Source organism: Glycomyces xiaoerkulensis (assembly GCF_002798405.1).
GTDB classification, from domain to species: domain Bacteria; phylum Actinomycetota; class Actinomycetes; order Mycobacteriales; family Micromonosporaceae; genus Glycomyces; species Glycomyces xiaoerkulensis.
Genome location: NZ_PGGV01000015.1, coordinates 68382 through 83810, shown reverse-complemented (window position 1 = coordinate 83810; position 15429 = coordinate 68382). Strand labels below are relative to the sequence as shown.

11 protein-coding genes are annotated in these 15429 nt (G+C 70.9%); 9 read left to right on the top strand and 2 right to left on the bottom strand.

What is annotated here, in order from left to right; translation table 11 throughout:
- Positions 1-208: 208 nt before the first annotated feature.
- From mraZ to CUT39_RS05185, 5 genes are all read left to right on the top strand, one after another.
- Positions 209-640, top strand: a complete 432-nt coding sequence (mraZ, locus tag CUT39_RS05205) for a division/cell wall cluster transcriptional repressor MraZ (protein ID WP_100445007.1) — start codon at positions 209-211, stop codon at positions 638-640.
- A 5-nt stretch (positions 641-645) separates the two neighbouring features.
- The gene (gene rsmH / locus CUT39_RS05200; RefSeq protein ID WP_100444907.1) at positions 646-1629 is read left to right on the top strand and encodes a 16S rRNA (cytosine(1402)-N(4))-methyltransferase RsmH; all 984 of its coding nucleotides are present in this window, start codon (positions 646-648) and stop codon (positions 1627-1629) included.
- Positions 1626-2219 (top strand): hypothetical protein, encoded by a 594-nt coding sequence (locus CUT39_RS05195; RefSeq protein WP_100444906.1) that lies wholly within the window; start codon positions 1626-1628, stop codon positions 2217-2219. Before rsmH ends, CUT39_RS05195 begins: the two co-directional genes overlap by 4 nt.
- Before the next feature lie 6 nt (positions 2220-2225).
- The gene (locus tag CUT39_RS05190; RefSeq protein WP_100444905.1) at positions 2226-4385 is read left to right on the top strand and encodes a peptidoglycan D,D-transpeptidase FtsI family protein; all 2160 of its coding nucleotides are present in this window, start codon (positions 2226-2228) and stop codon (positions 4383-4385) included.
- Between the two features lie 153 nt (positions 4386-4538).
- On the top strand, positions 4539-5384 hold the full coding sequence (locus CUT39_RS05185) for a proteasome assembly chaperone family protein (RefSeq protein ID WP_232805600.1): 846 nt from the start codon (positions 4539-4541) through the stop codon (positions 5382-5384).
- Between the two features lie 14 nt (positions 5385-5398).
- Here the strand turns inward: CUT39_RS05185 and typA are convergent, their stop codons facing one another.
- Positions 5399-7270, bottom strand: coding sequence for a translational GTPase TypA (typA, locus tag CUT39_RS05180; RefSeq protein ID WP_100445006.1), 1872 nt, complete (start codon positions 7268-7270; stop codon positions 5399-5401).
- Positions 7271-7398: 128 nt separating this feature from the next.
- Between typA and gsmA the strand changes: the two genes are divergently transcribed.
- The 4 genes from gsmA to CUT39_RS05160 all read left to right on the top strand — a co-directional run bounded on the left by gsmA (position 7399) and on the right by CUT39_RS05160 (position 12696).
- On the top strand, positions 7399-8502 hold the full coding sequence (gene gsmA, locus CUT39_RS05175; RefSeq protein ID WP_100444903.1) for a sporangiospore maturation cell wall hydrolase GsmA: 1104 nt from the start codon (positions 7399-7401) through the stop codon (positions 8500-8502).
- A 179-nt stretch (positions 8503-8681) separates the two neighbouring features.
- Positions 8682-11582 carry an excinuclease ABC subunit UvrA gene (uvrA, locus tag CUT39_RS05170; protein ID WP_100445005.1) on the top strand — a complete coding sequence of 967 codons (2901 nt, stop codon included), beginning with the start codon at positions 8682-8684 and terminating at the stop codon, positions 11580-11582.
- A 6-nt stretch (positions 11583-11588) separates the two neighbouring features.
- Positions 11589-12254 carry a prepilin peptidase gene (locus CUT39_RS05165; protein ID WP_100444902.1) on the top strand — a complete coding sequence of 222 codons (666 nt, stop codon included), beginning with the start codon at positions 11589-11591 and terminating at the stop codon, positions 12252-12254.
- A gap of 58 nt (positions 12255-12312) precedes the next feature.
- On the top strand, positions 12313-12696 hold the full coding sequence (locus tag CUT39_RS05160) for a hypothetical protein (RefSeq protein WP_157930490.1): 384 nt from the start codon (positions 12313-12315) through the stop codon (positions 12694-12696).
- 110 nt (positions 12697-12806) lie between these two features.
- Here the strand turns inward: CUT39_RS05160 and CUT39_RS05155 are convergent, their stop codons facing one another.
- Positions 12807-15404, bottom strand: coding sequence for a glycoside hydrolase family 9 protein (locus CUT39_RS05155; protein ID WP_100444900.1), 2598 nt, complete (start codon positions 15402-15404; stop codon positions 12807-12809).
- Positions 15405-15429 lie beyond the last annotated feature (25 nt).

The following is a 15429-nucleotide window of genomic DNA, read 5'->3' as shown; positions in this document are numbered from 1 at the left end:
GGCAATACCGGCGGGTGGCGTAGCCGTCACTCCACACCCCACTACCAACGCTGAGCTGCTGATCCATCACCTGAATCATGGAATTCGGCCGGAAACAACCCCCAAAGGTGGGGGGAAGTGGAGTAATGTGGGGCGCACTGGTGGGACGGGGGTCCCGCCGTCGCGGCCGGAGGGCCGCACGGCTCGCAAGGCACAGGGGGTGGCGCCGATGTTCCTCGGCACCCACACCCCGCGCCTCGACGACAAGGGCCGCGTGATCCTCCCCGCGAAATTCAGGGACGCACTCGCGGAGGGAGTGGTGATCACGAAGGGCCAGGAGCGGTGCCTCTACGTCTTCCCCGAGGACGAGTTCGCCCGCCTGGCCGAAGCGCTCCAGGCCGCGCCCATGTCCAGCAAGGCCGCCCGCGCCTACAACCGCGTCTTCTTCGCCTCCGCGCACGACGAAGTGCCCGACAAGCAGGGACGCGTGACCATCCCCGCCCGGCTCCGCGAATACGCCGGGTTCGAACGCGACCTGATCGTCATCGGCGCTTCCAACCGCGTCGAGATATGGAACGCCGCCACCTGGGAGCAATACCTGGAGGCCTCCGAAGAGGCCTTCGCCGACATCGAACAGGGCGACCTGCCCGAAGGACTGTGAGACGAATGGAGGTGAACGTCATGAGCGCACCGCACGTGCCGGTCATGCTCGACCAAGTGCTCGCGCGCCTCGCGCCGGCCGTGTCGAAGCCCGGCGCGGTCGCCGTCGACGCCACCCTCGGCGCCGGAGGCCACACCGAGGCGCTCCTGACCGCCCACCCCGGCCTCACCGTCCTCGGCCTCGACCGCGACCCCGCCGCGCTCGACCACGCCACCGAACGGCTCCGCCGCTTCGGAAACCGCTTCGTCCCGGTCCGGGCCGTCTACGACCGGATCGGCGAAATCCTCACCGAGCACGGCCACCGCGCCGCCGACGGAGTCCTGTTCGACCTCGGCGTCTCCTCGATGCAGCTCGACCGTCCCGAACGCGGCTTCGCCTACGCCCAGGACTCGTCGCTGGACATGCGCATGGACCCCGAGGACGAGCTCACCGCCGAGACCGTCGTCAACACCTACGACACCGCCGACCTCGTGCGACTGCTCCGCGAATACGGCGAGGAGAAATTCGCCCCCCGGATCGCCCGCGCCATCGTCAGGTCCCGGGGCGAGGCCAGGATCACCTCGAGCAGGATGCTGGCCGAGCTGGTGCGCGAGGCGATCCCGGCCCCGGCCCGCCGGACCGGCGGGCACCCCGCCAAACGGACCTTCCAGGCCCTGCGCATCGAGGTCAACGCCGAACTCGACACCTGGGCCGCGGCACTCCCGGCCGCGCTCGACGCGCTCGCCCCCGGCGGGCGAGTGGTGGTGCTGTCCTACCACTCCCTGGAGGACCGCATCACCAAACGCGAACTGGTGCGCCGCACCAAATCGACCACCCCGGCCGGCCTTCCGGTCGACCTGCCCGGCACCGAGCCCCAGTACCGACTCCTGACGAGGAAAGCCCAACAGCCCACCCAGACCGAACTCGACCGGAATCCGCGAAGCGCGCCGGCCCGGCTGCGCGCCGCCGAGCGGCTGGCCCCGCCCACGCGAGAAGGAGGCGACTCATGAGCAACGCGCCCTACCGTCGGCCCCAGGCAGACGCCGACGAGATCATCAAGGCCGCCCGCCGCCGGGCGCGAGCCGCCTCCTCGCGACGGCGCGCCCTGATCGGCGAAGCGGGCGAGGCTCCGGTGGCCGACGGCGCGCTCGCGGTCCAGCCGGCGGCCGACCCGGTCGAGTCCCCGGCCGAGGCGCCGGCCGCCCCCGAGCGCCGCACCGAGCCGGAGCCGCAGCCGCAACGCCGCACCCGCACCTCCGAACGCCCGGCCGCGCGGCCGGCGCCCGACCCGGTCGAGGTGCCGCGCCCGGCGTTCGTCGCCGGGGTGCTGGCGCTGGTCGTCGCCGGCATCGTGGGCCTGCTGCTGCTCAACACCGTCATCAACGAGGACGCCTACCACCTGCAGGAACTGCGCAGCGAGCAGGCGCAGCTCAGCCAGGCCGAGCAGGAGCTGGCCGACGAGCTGTCGCAGCTCAACTCGCCGAACAACCTCGAGGCCGAGGCCTCCCGGTACGGCATGGAGCGGCCCGACAAGGTCACCTACCTGTACCTGCCGGAAGGCGAGACCGTCGAGGTGCCCTGGAGCGGGGCCGAGGAGTAGCCGCCGATGACCGAATCCGATCCCCGGCGGCGCGGACGCTCGTCGATCAGCCGGGCCCGGAGCTACACGCCTCGCGGACGCACCGTCCGCGAGGCGGCGTCGTCCGAGCCGGCCGAGGACAACCGCGCCCGCGAGCACGGCGCGCGCGACCGCGAGGCCGCCCGCCGCGCCCGTCAGCGGGCCGCCCAGCGGGAGAGCGACGACCTCGCGGCGCGGCGCCGCCGCGAGGCCGCCGCGCGCTCGCGGCAGCGCCGCCGAATCGAGGCCGAGCCCGACCCCGAACGCGGCGAGCCGCAGCGTCGGCAGCGCAGGGAGGCGCCGCCCCGCAAAGCCGCGCCCCGGCCCCGGCGCGCCCCTGCGGCGCCGCCGCGGCGCCGCCGTGCTTCCGGGCCGGGCGCCCCGATCCGGCCCGTACGCGACCTGCCCCGCATCGGCAACACCGGCCGCCGCCTGCGGTTCGTGTCGGCACTGGTGCTCATCATGCTGGTCGCCGCCGCCGGCAGGCTGGTGCAGCTCCAGGCCACCGACGCGGCCGCCTACGCCTCCGACGCGTTCGACCAGCGCCTGGTCACCGAGCCGCTCCCGGCCGAGCGCGGCGGGATCCTCGACCGCAACGGACACCGCCTCGCCTACTCGGTCGAGGCCAACTTCATCGCCGTCGACCCCACCCGCGTCGAGGCCGACGCGGCCGACCTCGCCGCCGAACTGGGGCCCCTGCTCGGGGTACCGGCCTCGGAGCTCGAACCGGCGATCGCCACCGAGGCCACCCCGGAGGGCGATCCGATCCAGTTCGCCTACCTCCAGCGAGGCGTCGACCTGGCCGTCGGCGACCGGATCGAGCGGATCGGCGACCCCGGCCTCATCGTCGGCGACGACGAGCGGCGCGTGGTGCCCGGCCACGACTTGGCCGCCAACGTCATCGGCTTCACCGGCGGGGACGACGGCGAGGGCCTCAGCGGCATCGAGTCGAGCTACGACGAGTGGCTGCGCGGCGTCGACGGCGAGGTCTCCTACGAGCGCGGCCGCTCCGGGCAGCCGATCCCGGGCGCCTTCTTCCGCGAGCAGGAAGCCGTGCCGGGCAAGGACGTCCGGCTCACCATCGACGCCGACCTGCAGTTCCAGGTGCAGAAGATCCTGGAGGACACCGTCGCCGACCACGACGCCGAGTTCGGCTCGGCCATGGTCATGGAGGTCGGCACCGGCGAGATGCTGGCGATGGCCTCGACCCCGACCTACGACGCGGCCAACCCGTTCGAAGTCGACGACGTGGAGGCCTACCGCGACTACGGCTCGCAAGCCACAGTGGACCCCGGTTCGATCCACAAGGCGATCGTCTTCGCCGCCGCGCTCGAGGAGGGCTGCATCGAGGCCGACGGCACCATGTCCGTGGCGCAGTCCATCAACAAGGGCGGCGAGGACTACACCGACACCTACCCCCACGGCGGCGCGCAACTGAGCCTGGCCGGCATCATCGCCCAGTCGTCCAACGTGGCCACCATCCGGCTGGCCGACTGCCTCGGTCCCGAGAAGCTCTACTCGTACCAGCAGGCGTTCGGGCTCGGCGAGCCCACCGGCGTCGGCATCGACGGGGAGGCGCCGGGCATGCTGCTCGAACCCGAGCGGTGGTCGGGGACCTCGCACGGCTCCATCCCGATCGGACACGAGATCACCGCCACCGTGGTCCAGATGGCCGCCGTCTACGGGGCGATCGCCAACGACGGGACGTATGCGAGGCCGACCCTGGTGCGGGAGCTCATCGACGCGCAGGGCCGGCCGGCCGAGGAGGAGACCGAATCCGAAGCCCGGCGGGTCGTGTCCGAACAGACCGCCGCGGACCTGCAGCACCTGCTGCAGGCCCCGATCTACGCCGGCACCGGCACCGGCAGGAATGCCGCGCTGGAGAGCTACCACCTGGCCGGCAAGACCGGCACCGGCCAGTTGGTGCGCGACGGCGTGTACGCCGACGGCTCGGTGGCGTCCTTCGTGGGCTTCGCCCCGGCCGAGGACCCGCAGTACGTGGTGGCCGTGAGCGCCTACGTCCCCGACGGCGGAGGCGGCGGCGGGACCACCGGCGAGGCGTTCAAGGAGATCAACGAGTTCGCCTTGAGCTACTTCGGGGTTCGGCCCACCGGCGAGCCGAACCCGGAGTTCGACGAGTGGGGGTGAGGCGAGTCCGACACCTATGCTTGGGGGAATGGAGGGCGGGCGCCTGGCGTTAGCATTTGAGGCGTCTAGAAGAAGGAGCCGATTGCTTTGAACGTTGACCCTTGGGCACTGTGCGACGTACTCGCGGACCCTCCAGAGGCGCGAGGTGCGGTGATGCTGCACTTCCTCGACGGGTTCATGGACGCGGGCTCGGCCGGGCGCGGGGTCGTCGACTACCTCTTCGATGAGTTCGAGCACACGCCGGTGGCGTCGTTCGACGTCGACCAGCTCATCGATTACCGCTCCCGCCGGCCGAACCTGACGTTCTCCCTCGACCGCTGGTCGGACTTCGAGGCGCCGCAGTTGGTGGTCTACCTCATGCGCGACCACGCCGAGCGCCCGTTCCTGCTCCTGACAGGGCCCGAACCCGACTTCGCCTGGGAACGGTTCATCGACGCCGTCGAGGACCTGGTCGACCACTGGAGCATCCCGCTGACGGTGGGCTTCCAGGGCATTCCCATGGGCGTGCCCCACACGCGCTCGCTGGGCATGACCGTCCACGCCACCCGACCCGAACTGGTGTTCGACAACCGGCCGGTCTTCAACGAGGTCTCGGTTCCGGGCAACGCCGCCGGGCTGCTCGAGTACCGGCTCGGCGAGTCCGGCCGGGACGCGCTCGGGCTGTCGGTCCACGTTCCGCACTATGTGATGCAGATGAACTATCCGGCCGGCACCATCCGGCTGCTGGAGGGCCTCCGGGAGGCGACCGGCCTCGACCTGCCGGCCGATCCGGCGATGGAGAGCGACCGGGTCCGGGTCGACGCCGACATCGCCGAGCAGGTCGCTGAATCCGAGGAGGTGGCCGAGGTGGTGAAGTCCCTCGAGGACCAGTACGACTCGTTCACCGAGGCCGCCGAGTCCGACGAGATGCTCCAGGACGGCCGCATGCCCACCGCCGACGAGCTCGGCGACGCCTTCGAGGATTTCCTCGCCGACCGCCAGAAGCGCGACGACGACTGAGCGGCGGGGCCGGCCTACCCGGCGTGCTTGGCGCGGGAGGCGGCCCGGCCGCGCTGCTTCTGATCGAGCACCACCTTGCGGATGCGGATCGCCTCCGGGGTGACCTCGACGCACTCGTCCTCGCGGCAGAACTCGAGCGACTGCTCCAGCGACAGCACCTGCGGCGGCACCACGCTTTCGGTGGCCTCGGCGGTCGCCGAGCGCATGTTCGTGAGCTTCTTCTCCTTGGTGATGTTCACGTCCATGTCGTCGGCGCGGGAGTTCTCGCCGACGATCATGCCCTCGTAGACCTCGGTGCCCGGGCCGGAGAACAGCGTCCCGCGCTCCTGGAGGTTGAGCATGGCGAACGCCGTGACCTGCCCGGGCCGGTCGGCCACGAGCGAGCCGCTCTGGCGGGTGCGCAGTTCGCCGAACCACGGCTCGTGCTTCTCGAAGATCGCGTGGGCGATGCCGGTGCCGCGGGTCTGGCTGAGGAATTCGGTGCGGAAGCCGATCAGGCCCCGGGAGGGCACCAGCCACTCCATGCGCATCCAGCCCGAGCCGTGGTTGGTCATCGTCTCCATCCGGGCCCTGCGCGAGGCCATGAGCTGCGTGATCCCGCCCAGGTGCTCTTCGGGGGCGTCGATGGTCATGCGCTCGACCGGCTCGTGGATCTTGCCGTCGACGGTCTTGGTCACCACCTCGGGCTTGCCGACGGTCAGCTCGAAGCCTTCGCGGCGCATCTGCTCGACCAGGATCGCCAGGGCCAGCTCGCCGCGGCCCTGGACCTCCCAGGTGTCGGGGCGCTCAGTGGGGAGGACCCGCATCGAGACATTGCCGACCAGTTCCTTGTCGAGCCGGTCCTTGACCAGCCGCGCGGTGACCTTGTGGCCCTTGCCGCCCTTGCCGACCAATGGAGAGGTGTTGGTGCCGATGGTCATCGAGATCGCCGGCTCGTCGACGGTGATGAGCGGCAGCGCCACCGGGTCCTCGGGGTCGGCGAGGGTCTCGCCGATCATGATGTCGGGGATGCCGGCGATGGCGCAGATGTCGCCGGGGCCGGCCCGCTCGGCCGGCTTGCGGGCGAGCGCCTCGGTCATGAGCAGCTCGGTGATGCGGACGTTCTTGACCGAGCCGTCCCGCCGCATCCAGGCCACCGTCCGGCCCTTGCGGAGCTCGCCTTGCTCGACCCGGCAGAGCGCGATCCGGCCCAGGAAGTTGTCGGCGTCGAGGTTGGTCACGTGCGCCTGCAGCGGCGCGTCCGCCTCGTACTCGGGGGCCGGCACGTGGTCGATGATGGTGTCGAAGAACGGTTTGAGGTTCTCGGAGTCGGACGGGACCGTGCCGTCGTCGGGCTGCTTCAGCGAGGCGACCCCGTCGCGCGCGCAGGAGTAGACGATCGGGAATTCGATCTGGTCGTCCTCGGCGTCGAGGTCGAGGAACAGCTCGTAGACCTCGTCGACGACCGCGGCGATCCGGGCGTCGGGGCGGTCGGTCTTGTTGATGCACAAGATCACCGGCAGGCGCGCCTCGAGCGCCTTGCGCAGGACGAAGCGGGTCTGGGGGAGGGGGCCTTCGGAGGCGTCGACCAGCAGCACGACCGCGTCGACCATCGACAGGCCGCGCTCGACCTCGCCGCCGAAGTCGGCGTGGCCCGGCGTGTCGATGATGTTGACGACCATCGGGGAGCCGTCGGCGGGGTTGGTGTAGTGGACCGCGGTGTTCTTCGCGAGGATGGTGATGCCCTTCTCTCGCTCGAGGTCCATCGAGTCCATGACCCGGTCGTCGACGGCGGCGCCCTCGCGGAACGCTCCCGCCTGCTTGAGCATGGCGTCGACCAGGGTGGTCTTCCCGTGGTCGACATGGGCGACGATGGCGATGTTTCGCAGATCAGAGCGTGTAGGCACGGGGACCATTGTCGCTCACATCGGGCTCGGAATCGCGACCAGGCGGGGTGAGCGTCGACACGCGAGAAGAATACTCACATTGATTGATCGCCGGACATGAACAGGCATCATTCGTACGATGCGGGAGTATGGGCGCATACATTCGACGATTCAGGGTCATCGCGGTCACCGCTCTCGCGGCCGGTCTGCTGCCCGGCGCCGCACCCGCGGCCGTCAGCGCCGACGCGGCCGTGTCCACCGACGGCGGCGCGGTCAACGTCCGCTCCGGTCCGGCCACCGACGAACGCATCCTCGGCACCCTCGCCGACGGCGACTCCCTCACCGCCGCGTGCAAGGCCCGCGGCGAGCACATCGCCGGCCACGTCCGCGACACCTCCACCTGGCTGCGCATCGGCAGCGACCGCTGGATCAGCCACGCCTACGTCGGTTGGGACGACGAGCCCACCGACCTGCGCTGGTGCTCGACCGCCGGCGAGGCCGCCACTGCGGCCCGGGTCGCCACCGACGGCCTCGACCTCAACATCCGCGCCGGGGCCACCACCGCCGCCGCCGTCCACGGCACCGCCGCGAACGCCTCCCGCCTCGACGTCCGATGCCAGCAGTGGGGCCAGGAGATCGACGGGCGCGTCGAGCGCACCCACCTCTGGTACCGGATCGACGACGAGCGGTACGTCTCGGGCGCCTACGTCGAGTGGACCGCCGGACGGCCGTGGCTGGCCTGGTGCGGCCAGGACCCGCCGACCGTCCCGCGCGGCGGCGAGCGGGCCTTCATCGACACCCACGCGCCCGCAGCCCGCGCCGGCCAGGAGGCCACCGGCGTACCCGCCTCGGTCACCCTCGCCCAGGCCATCCTGGAGACCGGCTGGGGCGAGAGCCCGCTGGCCCGCGAGGACCACAACCTGTTCGGCATGAAGTGCTTCGGCTCGCCCGGCGAGCACGCCGTCGGCTGCCGCGACTACGGCACCTTCGAATGCGGCCCCACCGGCGGCTGCTACGGCATGGACGCCACCTTCCGGGCCTACGCCACCGTCGGCGACTCCTACCGCGACCACGGCGAGCTGCTCTCCACCTGGTCGCGCTACGCCGAGGCGATGGAGCACCGCGACGACCCCGACCGCTTCGCCCGGGAGATCCACCGGGCCGGCTACGCCACCGACCCCGACTACGCCGACAAGCTCATCGGGCTCATGCGGCAGCACGACCTCTACGAGCACGACCGCGCCGCGCACTGAGTCGAGCCTCACATCGCGCCTCCGGCCACCGCCGGAGGCCGGGTAGCCTCAATCAAGGGCCCGGAATCGAACCGCGGCTCCCCGGACCTGTCGGACCCGAGCGTTAGATTTCCACGGTGGCCTACGACCAGCTTCGAACCGAGACCAACACCAGCGGCACGCCCCAGTCGTCGGGGAACATCGTCGTACGCGGCGCCCGGGAGCACAACCTCAAGGACGTCGACCTCGACCTCCCGCGCGACTCCCTGATCGTCTTCACCGGCCTGTCCGGCTCCGGCAAGTCCTCGCTCGCCTTCGACACGGTCTTCGCCGAGGGCCAGCGCCGCTACGTCGAATCGCTGTCGGCCTACGCCCGACAGTTCCTCGGCCAGATGGACAAGCCCGACGTCGACTTCATCGAGGGCCTGTCCCCGGCCGTCTCGATCGACCAGAAGTCCACCTCCCGCAACCCGCGCTCCACGGTCGGGACCATCACCGAGATCTACGACTACCTGCGGCTGCTGTACGCCCGCATCGGCGTCCCCCACTGCCCGCAGTGCGGCGAGCCCATCGGCCGCCAGTCGCCACAGCAGATCACCGACCAGATCATGGCCCTGCCCGAGGGCACCCGCTTCCAGGTCCTGGCCCCGGTCGTCCGCAGGCGCAAGGGCGAGTTCGCCGACCTGTTCAACGAGCTCCGGCAGACCGGCTACGCCCGGGCCCGCGTCGACGGCACCGTCTACGCGCTCGGCGACGTCCCGGCGCTCAAGAAGCAGGAGAAGCACGACATCGAGGTCGTGGTCGACCGCCTGGTGGTCAAGCCGTCCTCGGCGCAGCGCGTCACCGACTCGGTCGAGTCGGCCCTGGCGCTGGCCGACGGCGTGATCGAGCTCGACTTCGTCGACGTCGCCGAGGACGACCCGGGGCGGCGCCGCCGCTTCTCCGAGAAGATGGCCTGCCCCAACGACCATCCGCTCACCCTCGACGAGTTGGAGCCGCGCACCTTCTCCTTCAACGCCCCCTTCGGGGCCTGCCCGGTCTGCCACGGCCTGGGCGTGCGCAAGGAGGTCGACCCCGAGCTGGCCATCCGGGACCAGGAGGCCACCATCCGCGAGGGCGCGCTCGCGCCGTGGTCGTCGGTCGGCATGGGCGACTACTTCCTCTACCAGATCATCGCGCTCGGCGAGGCGGTCGGATTCGACGTGGACACCCCGTGGGCCGACCTGCCCGACCGGGCCCACAAGGCGGTCCTGTACGGCTACAGCGAGACCCTCCAGGTCTCCTACCGCAACAAGCGCGGCCAGCGGCGCGCCTACGAGACCCGCTTCGAGGGCGTGGTCCCGTGGGTCGAGCGCCGCCACACCGAGACCGACTCCGACTGGACCCGCGACAAGTACGAGCAGTTCATGCGGGAGATCCCGTGTTCGGCCTGCGACGGCGCCCGCCTCAAACCCGAGGTCCTGGCCGTCACCGTGGAGGGCCGGTCGATCTTCGACGTGTGCAACCTCTCGATCGTCGACTGCGCGGCGTTCTTCGAGAAGTTCGAGCTGTCCGAGCGCGACTCGATGATCGCCGCCCCGATCCTCAAGGAGGTCGGCGCCCGGCTGCGGTTCCTGCTCGACGTCGGCCTGGACTACCTGACCCTGGCCCGCTCGGCCGGGAGCCTCTCCGGCGGCGAGGCCCAGCGGATCCGCCTGGCCACCCAGATCGGCGCCGGCCTGGTCGGCGTCCTCTACGTCCTCGACGAGCCCTCCATCGGGCTCCACCAGCGGGACAACAAGCGGCTCATCGGCACCCTGGAGCGGCTCCGGGACCTGGGCAACACCCTGATCGTCGTCGAGCACGACGAGGACACCATCCGGGTCGCCGACCACGTGGTCGACATCGGCCCGGGCGCCGGCGAGCACGGCGGGGCGGTCATCTACTCCGGGCCCGTGGCCGGCCTGCCCGACGCGCCGGGGTCGATCACCGCCGACTACCTCGCCGGCCGCCGCCGCATCCCGGTCCCGAGCGTGCGCAGGCCCCCGGCGGCCGACCGCGAACTGGTCGTCAAGGGCGCCCGCGAGAACAACCTGCAGCGCATCGACGTGACCTTCCCGATGGGCTGCATGGTGTCGGTGACCGGCGTGTCCGGTTCCGGCAAGTCGACCCTGGTCAACGAGATCCTCTACAACACCCTCGCCGCCGAGGTCAACGGCGCCAAGATCGTTGCGGGCAAGCACCGCACCATCACCGGCGTCGAAGGGGTCGACAAGATCGTCGGGGTCGACCAGTCGCCGATCGGCCGCACCCCGCGGTCCAACCCGGCCACCTACACCGGCGTGTTCGACAAGATCCGCAAGCTGTTCGCCGGCACCCCCGAGGCCAAGGTCCGCGGCTGGGGCCCGGGGCGGTTCTCCTTCAACGTCAAGGGCGGCCGGTGCGAGGCGTGCAGCGGCGACGGCACCCTCAAGATCGAGATGAACTTCCTGCCGGACGTCTACGTGCCCTGCGAAGAGTGCGACGGTGCCCGGTACAACCGCGACACGCTCAAAGTCCACTACCGGGGCAAGACCATCTCGGAGGTGCTCGGCATGCCCATCGAGGAGGCCGCCGAGTTCTTCGAGCCGATCCGGTCGATCCACCGGCACCTGAAGACCCTGGTCGACGTCGGCCTCGGCTACGTGCGGCTCGGCCAGCCGGCCCCGACGCTGTCCGGCGGCGAGGCCCAGCGCGTCAAGCTCGCCTCCGAACTGCAGAAGCGCTCGACCGGGAAGACGGTCTACATCCTCGACGAGCCGACCACCGGCCTCCACTTCGAGGACGTCCGGCGGCTCCTGGGCGTGCTCGACGGCCTGGTCGACAAGGGCAACACCGTCATCATCATCGAGCACAACCTCGAGGTCATCAAGAACACCGACTGGATCATCGACCTCGGCCCCGAAGGCGGGGACAAGGGCGGCCTCCTGGTCGCGGCGGGCACGCCCGAGGAGGTCGCCGAGATCGACGCCAGCCACACCGGTCGCTACCTGCGGCCGATGCTCGGCCTGGACGGGCCGGGGAACGGCTCGGGCCGGGCCTCCCGCCGGGCGGGGGCCGGGAACGGACGCAGGAAGCGGTAGCCGCCGGTGGTGGTCGCGGCCGCCGCCGCGCTGCTGGCGGTGCCGGGGCTGCGCTGGTGCATCGGACTGGCCGCCGCGCGGGGCGCCGACCCGCGCCTGCTGGCCGCCGCCAGTCTGGCCTCGGCGCTGCTGATCGTGTGGCGTGCCGCCGGGCCGCTGCATCTGGCCGCCCTGGGGCTGGCGGCCGGGTGCGGGATCGTCGCCGCCTGGGTCGACGCCTACCGGCGGCGGCTGCCCGACGCGATGGTGCTGCCGGTCTACCCCGCGGCGGCCGCGCTGCTGCTGGCCACCGGAGATCCGGCCGCGATGCTGCGGGCCGCCGCGTGCGCCGCGGCGGGTTTCGCGCTGTACCTGACCGGTCATGCGCTGGGCCAGGTCGGCTTCGGCGACGTCAAACTCGCCGGACTGCTCGGCCTGGTCCTGGGCTGGTCGTCGTGGCCGACCGCCGTGGTCGCCCTCGTCGCCGCGGCCGTCGTCGGCGCCGTCCAGGCCGCGGTGGTGCTGGCGCTGCGGCGCAGGGAGTTCCCGTTCGGCCCGGCCATGTTCCTCGGGGCCGCGGCCGCCCTCGCCGTCACTCCGCAAATATGGGCATTATTCACGTACTACATTTATTGGAAAAATCGCGCGAAGACGCGCGAAAATACCGTGAATTCCGATGAAGGGCGCATATAGTCCTGGTTGGTCCGTTCAATCCCGGACCGTCAATTCACAACAATCCAAGGGAGCCTTCATGCTTCGTAAAGCTCTGGGCGGCGCCGCGCTGACTGGCGCCGCGGCGATGATCGCGGCGAGCTCGGCTACGCCCGCGGCGGCGCAAGACTACGACCCGGCCGACTTCGGCGGCGTCAACGTCCTGTCGAACATCTGCCTGGGCAACTGGAACGGCAGCCTGGTCGACGTGCTGAACGCGGGTAACACCGACATCCACGACATCTGCAACGGCTGGGACCAGAACCCGGACGGCGTCAACCTCGCCTCGAACATCTGCGCCCTGAACTGGGACTGGCAGGGCGGCATCGTCTCGGCGGGCCGGCTGGCCAACTACGACGACTACACGCTCTGCGACTGGTCGGCCGAGGAGCTGGAAGACAAGCTCGCCGGACACGCCGAGTAGCGTAGCTCCACGCCGCCGGTGGCCAGAACGGCGGCGGACACGTGAGCGGGGGCGGCCACCGGTACCGGTGGCCGCCCCCTTCTTGTTGTTGAGTTGTGGTCTCGGCTCGGCTATCGGGCCGTGCAGGTGACCGAGGCGGGCTCGAGCGCGCCCCTGCCGTCCGCGGTGGATCCGATGTAGCCGAAGGTGTACTTCTTGCCGGGCCGCAGCGCGTGGCCGTTGCCGAGGTCGGTCGCGGTCACGACGTGGCCGTCCTGGACCAGCTCGGCGCTCCAGTACCGCTCGATCGTCTGCCCGGCGGGCATCGCCCACCGCACGGTCAGGTCCTCGACGGCCTCCTCGCCGGTGTTGGTGACGATGATCTGAGCGTTGTAGCCCTTCGGCCAGGAACCGTGCTGGCGGTACTCCACCTGGCACGACGGCGACTGGACCGCCCGGGCCTGGTCGGCGGCGAAGTTCGCCACCCACGACAGCGGCGAGTTCCAGTTGATGGTCAGCTCATTGGTGGCCCAGGAACCGATGTCGTCGATGTAGCACCACTGGGGCGCGCATCCCTCGAGCCACCGCTGAGCGACCGGATCCCAGGTTCCGGTGTCGTTGTTCGGTCCTCCGGCCAGGGTCCCGTCCGGCGGGTTCGGCAGGCTGGGGTCGAGCTGGTCGGCGTACCAGCGGCTGTGCTGGTTCTGTGAGTAGTGCGTGCCGTAGCCGGTCACGTAGGAGTTGTTGAGTGCGTTGCGGCCGAGGATGTAGTCGAGACCGGCCAGGACACCGTCGCGGAACCGCACTTCGCCGGTGAGGTCGAAGGCCACGCCCAGGACCACCGCGTTGTTGAGGATCAGGTTGTTCGAGCCCCAGTCGAAGCGACCGTCGGTGCCGTAGACCAGGCCCCACGGGTTCGACTCCTGGATTTCCAGGACCTTCTGGGCCCCGGCGACGACCGACTCGACGACCCGGTCGCGGTCGGACAGCTCGTTGGGCACCGACGCCAATTGAAGGCGGCCCAGCGGCGCCATGTTGCCCCAGTCGAAGCTGCCGGCGCCGAACAGATCGGCGGTGTGGACCGCCGAGCCCAGCAGGTGGTCCTCGTAGCCCCGGTCCCCGGTGGTGATGAACAGTTCGGCCGCGGCCCAGTAGAACTCGTCCGAGACCTCGTCGTCGTCGTAGGGGCCGCCGCCGGCCGGGCTCGGGCCCGCGTACAGGTCCGGGTGGTCGAGCGCGGCCTGCCAGGCCGTCTCGGCGGCGGTCAGGCACTGGTCGGCGAAGTCGGCGTCGTACGGCGCGTAGAGGCGTGTGCACTGCGCCGCGGTGGCCGCGAGGTTCAGCGTCGCCGCAGTCGACGGCGGGTACAGGTAGCGCGGCTGCGGGTCGTCGGCCGGCATCAGCGGCAGGCCGGTCCAGTTCTCGTCGTGCATCTTGTGGTGGGCCATCCCGGCGAGTTCCTCGCCGTCCGGAACCTGCATGCTCAGCAGGAACTCCATCTCCCAGCGGGCCTCGTCGAGGACGTCGGGGACGCCGTCGCCGTGCTCGGGGATCCGCAGGCTCCCGTCGCCCAGGCGAGTGGGATCGCCGGTGGGGGCGTGCAGCGCCCGCTCGTAGACGCCCATGATCTGGGCGACCGAGATGCCGCCGTTGACGACGTACTTGCCGTGGTCCCCGGCGTCGTACCAGCCGCCGCGCACGTCGAGCGTGTAGTCGCAGGAGTCCTCGAAGCACGGGACGTCCCCGTCGCCCTGGTTGGGTGCGACGTCGACGTGCCCGGCCTCGCGGCCGTAGCCGGGGGCGATCTCGTCGTCGATGGCGATGCCCGAGCGCTGGGTGTAGTAGAACGACATCGCGTCGGTGGCCATATCGGCGTAGACGCCGCCGATGTCGAACGGGTAGGAGGTCTCGCCGTCGGCGGTGAGTGTGAATCCCTCGCCGGTGGCGGTCACCGCGGAGAAGTCGATGGTGTGGACCGGAACGCCGGAGGTGGCCTCCTCGCCGTGCACCGTCGACCGGCCGGTGGCCACGGACTCACCGTCGGCGTCGGCCAGCTCCCAGGCGACCGGTTCGGCCGCGTCGGTGACCACAGTGGCCCGCTTGGGGCCGTCGGGCAGGTAGCCGACCTGGTTGACCCGCACGCGCGGGCCGGTGTCGGGTTCGTACGTGGGCGGTTCGGCGCCGGTGAGCATGGCGACCTCCGAGATGCAGAGCTGCCAGGGTTCGTCCGCACCGCCGATCTGGAACGCCAGTTGGGCGTCGGTCCAGTCGGCGTCGGAGGTGAAAGCGTAGCTGAAGGTCTGCGGCTCGGAATCGAGCGTCGGGTGCTCCTCCAACTGCGTGGGCCAGGGGTCGACGTCGCGCTGGACGAGGGTGCGGACGCTGGTCTCGACGGTGGCGCTGGCGGTGAAGCGCAGCTCGTAGGATTCGCCTTCGGTCAGCGGCAGGTCGTTCTGGCCGACGATGGCGTCCCAGGCGTTGGTGGTGCCGCCGGGCACGTCGATGCACCACTGGCCGTCGGCGACCTCGCCGGAGAGGTTGTCGGTGTGCCACCAGGGGTCGGCCGACCCCGTGGCGAAGTCGCCGTTGGCGAGGATGTCGGTCGGCTCGTCGTCCTGGGCCCAGGCGCCGGCGACCGTGGCCGTGGACATCGCCAGCGCTCCGATCGCGGTGAGCCCCATAGCGGTCCGCCGCGATCGTCGTGAGGGTCGTGCGAGGGGTCGGGGCATGGAGTTTCCTTCAATATCAATTTGG

Coding starts and splice junctions, on each gene's coding strand:
- CUT39_RS05160 (WP_157930490.1), top strand. CDS start 12,313: ATGCTTCGTAAAGCTCTGGGCGGCGCCGCGCTGACTGGCGCCGCGGCG.
- CUT39_RS05195 (WP_100444906.1), top strand. CDS start 1,626: ATGAGCAACGCGCCCTACCGTCGGCCCCAGGCAGACGCCGACGAGATC.
- rsmH (WP_100444907.1), top strand. CDS start 646: ATGGAGGTGAACGTCATGAGCGCACCGCACGTGCCGGTCATGCTCGAC.
- CUT39_RS05155 (WP_100444900.1), bottom strand. CDS start 15,404: ATGCCCCGACCCCTCGCACGACCCTCACGACGATCGCGGCGGACCGCT.
- mraZ (WP_100445007.1), top strand. CDS start 209: ATGTTCCTCGGCACCCACACCCCGCGCCTCGACGACAAGGGCCGCGTG.
- CUT39_RS05185 (WP_232805600.1), top strand. CDS start 4,539: ATGCTGCACTTCCTCGACGGGTTCATGGACGCGGGCTCGGCCGGGCGC.
- CUT39_RS05190 (WP_100444905.1), top strand. CDS start 2,226: ATGACCGAATCCGATCCCCGGCGGCGCGGACGCTCGTCGATCAGCCGG.
- gsmA (WP_100444903.1), top strand. CDS start 7,399: ATGGGCGCATACATTCGACGATTCAGGGTCATCGCGGTCACCGCTCTC.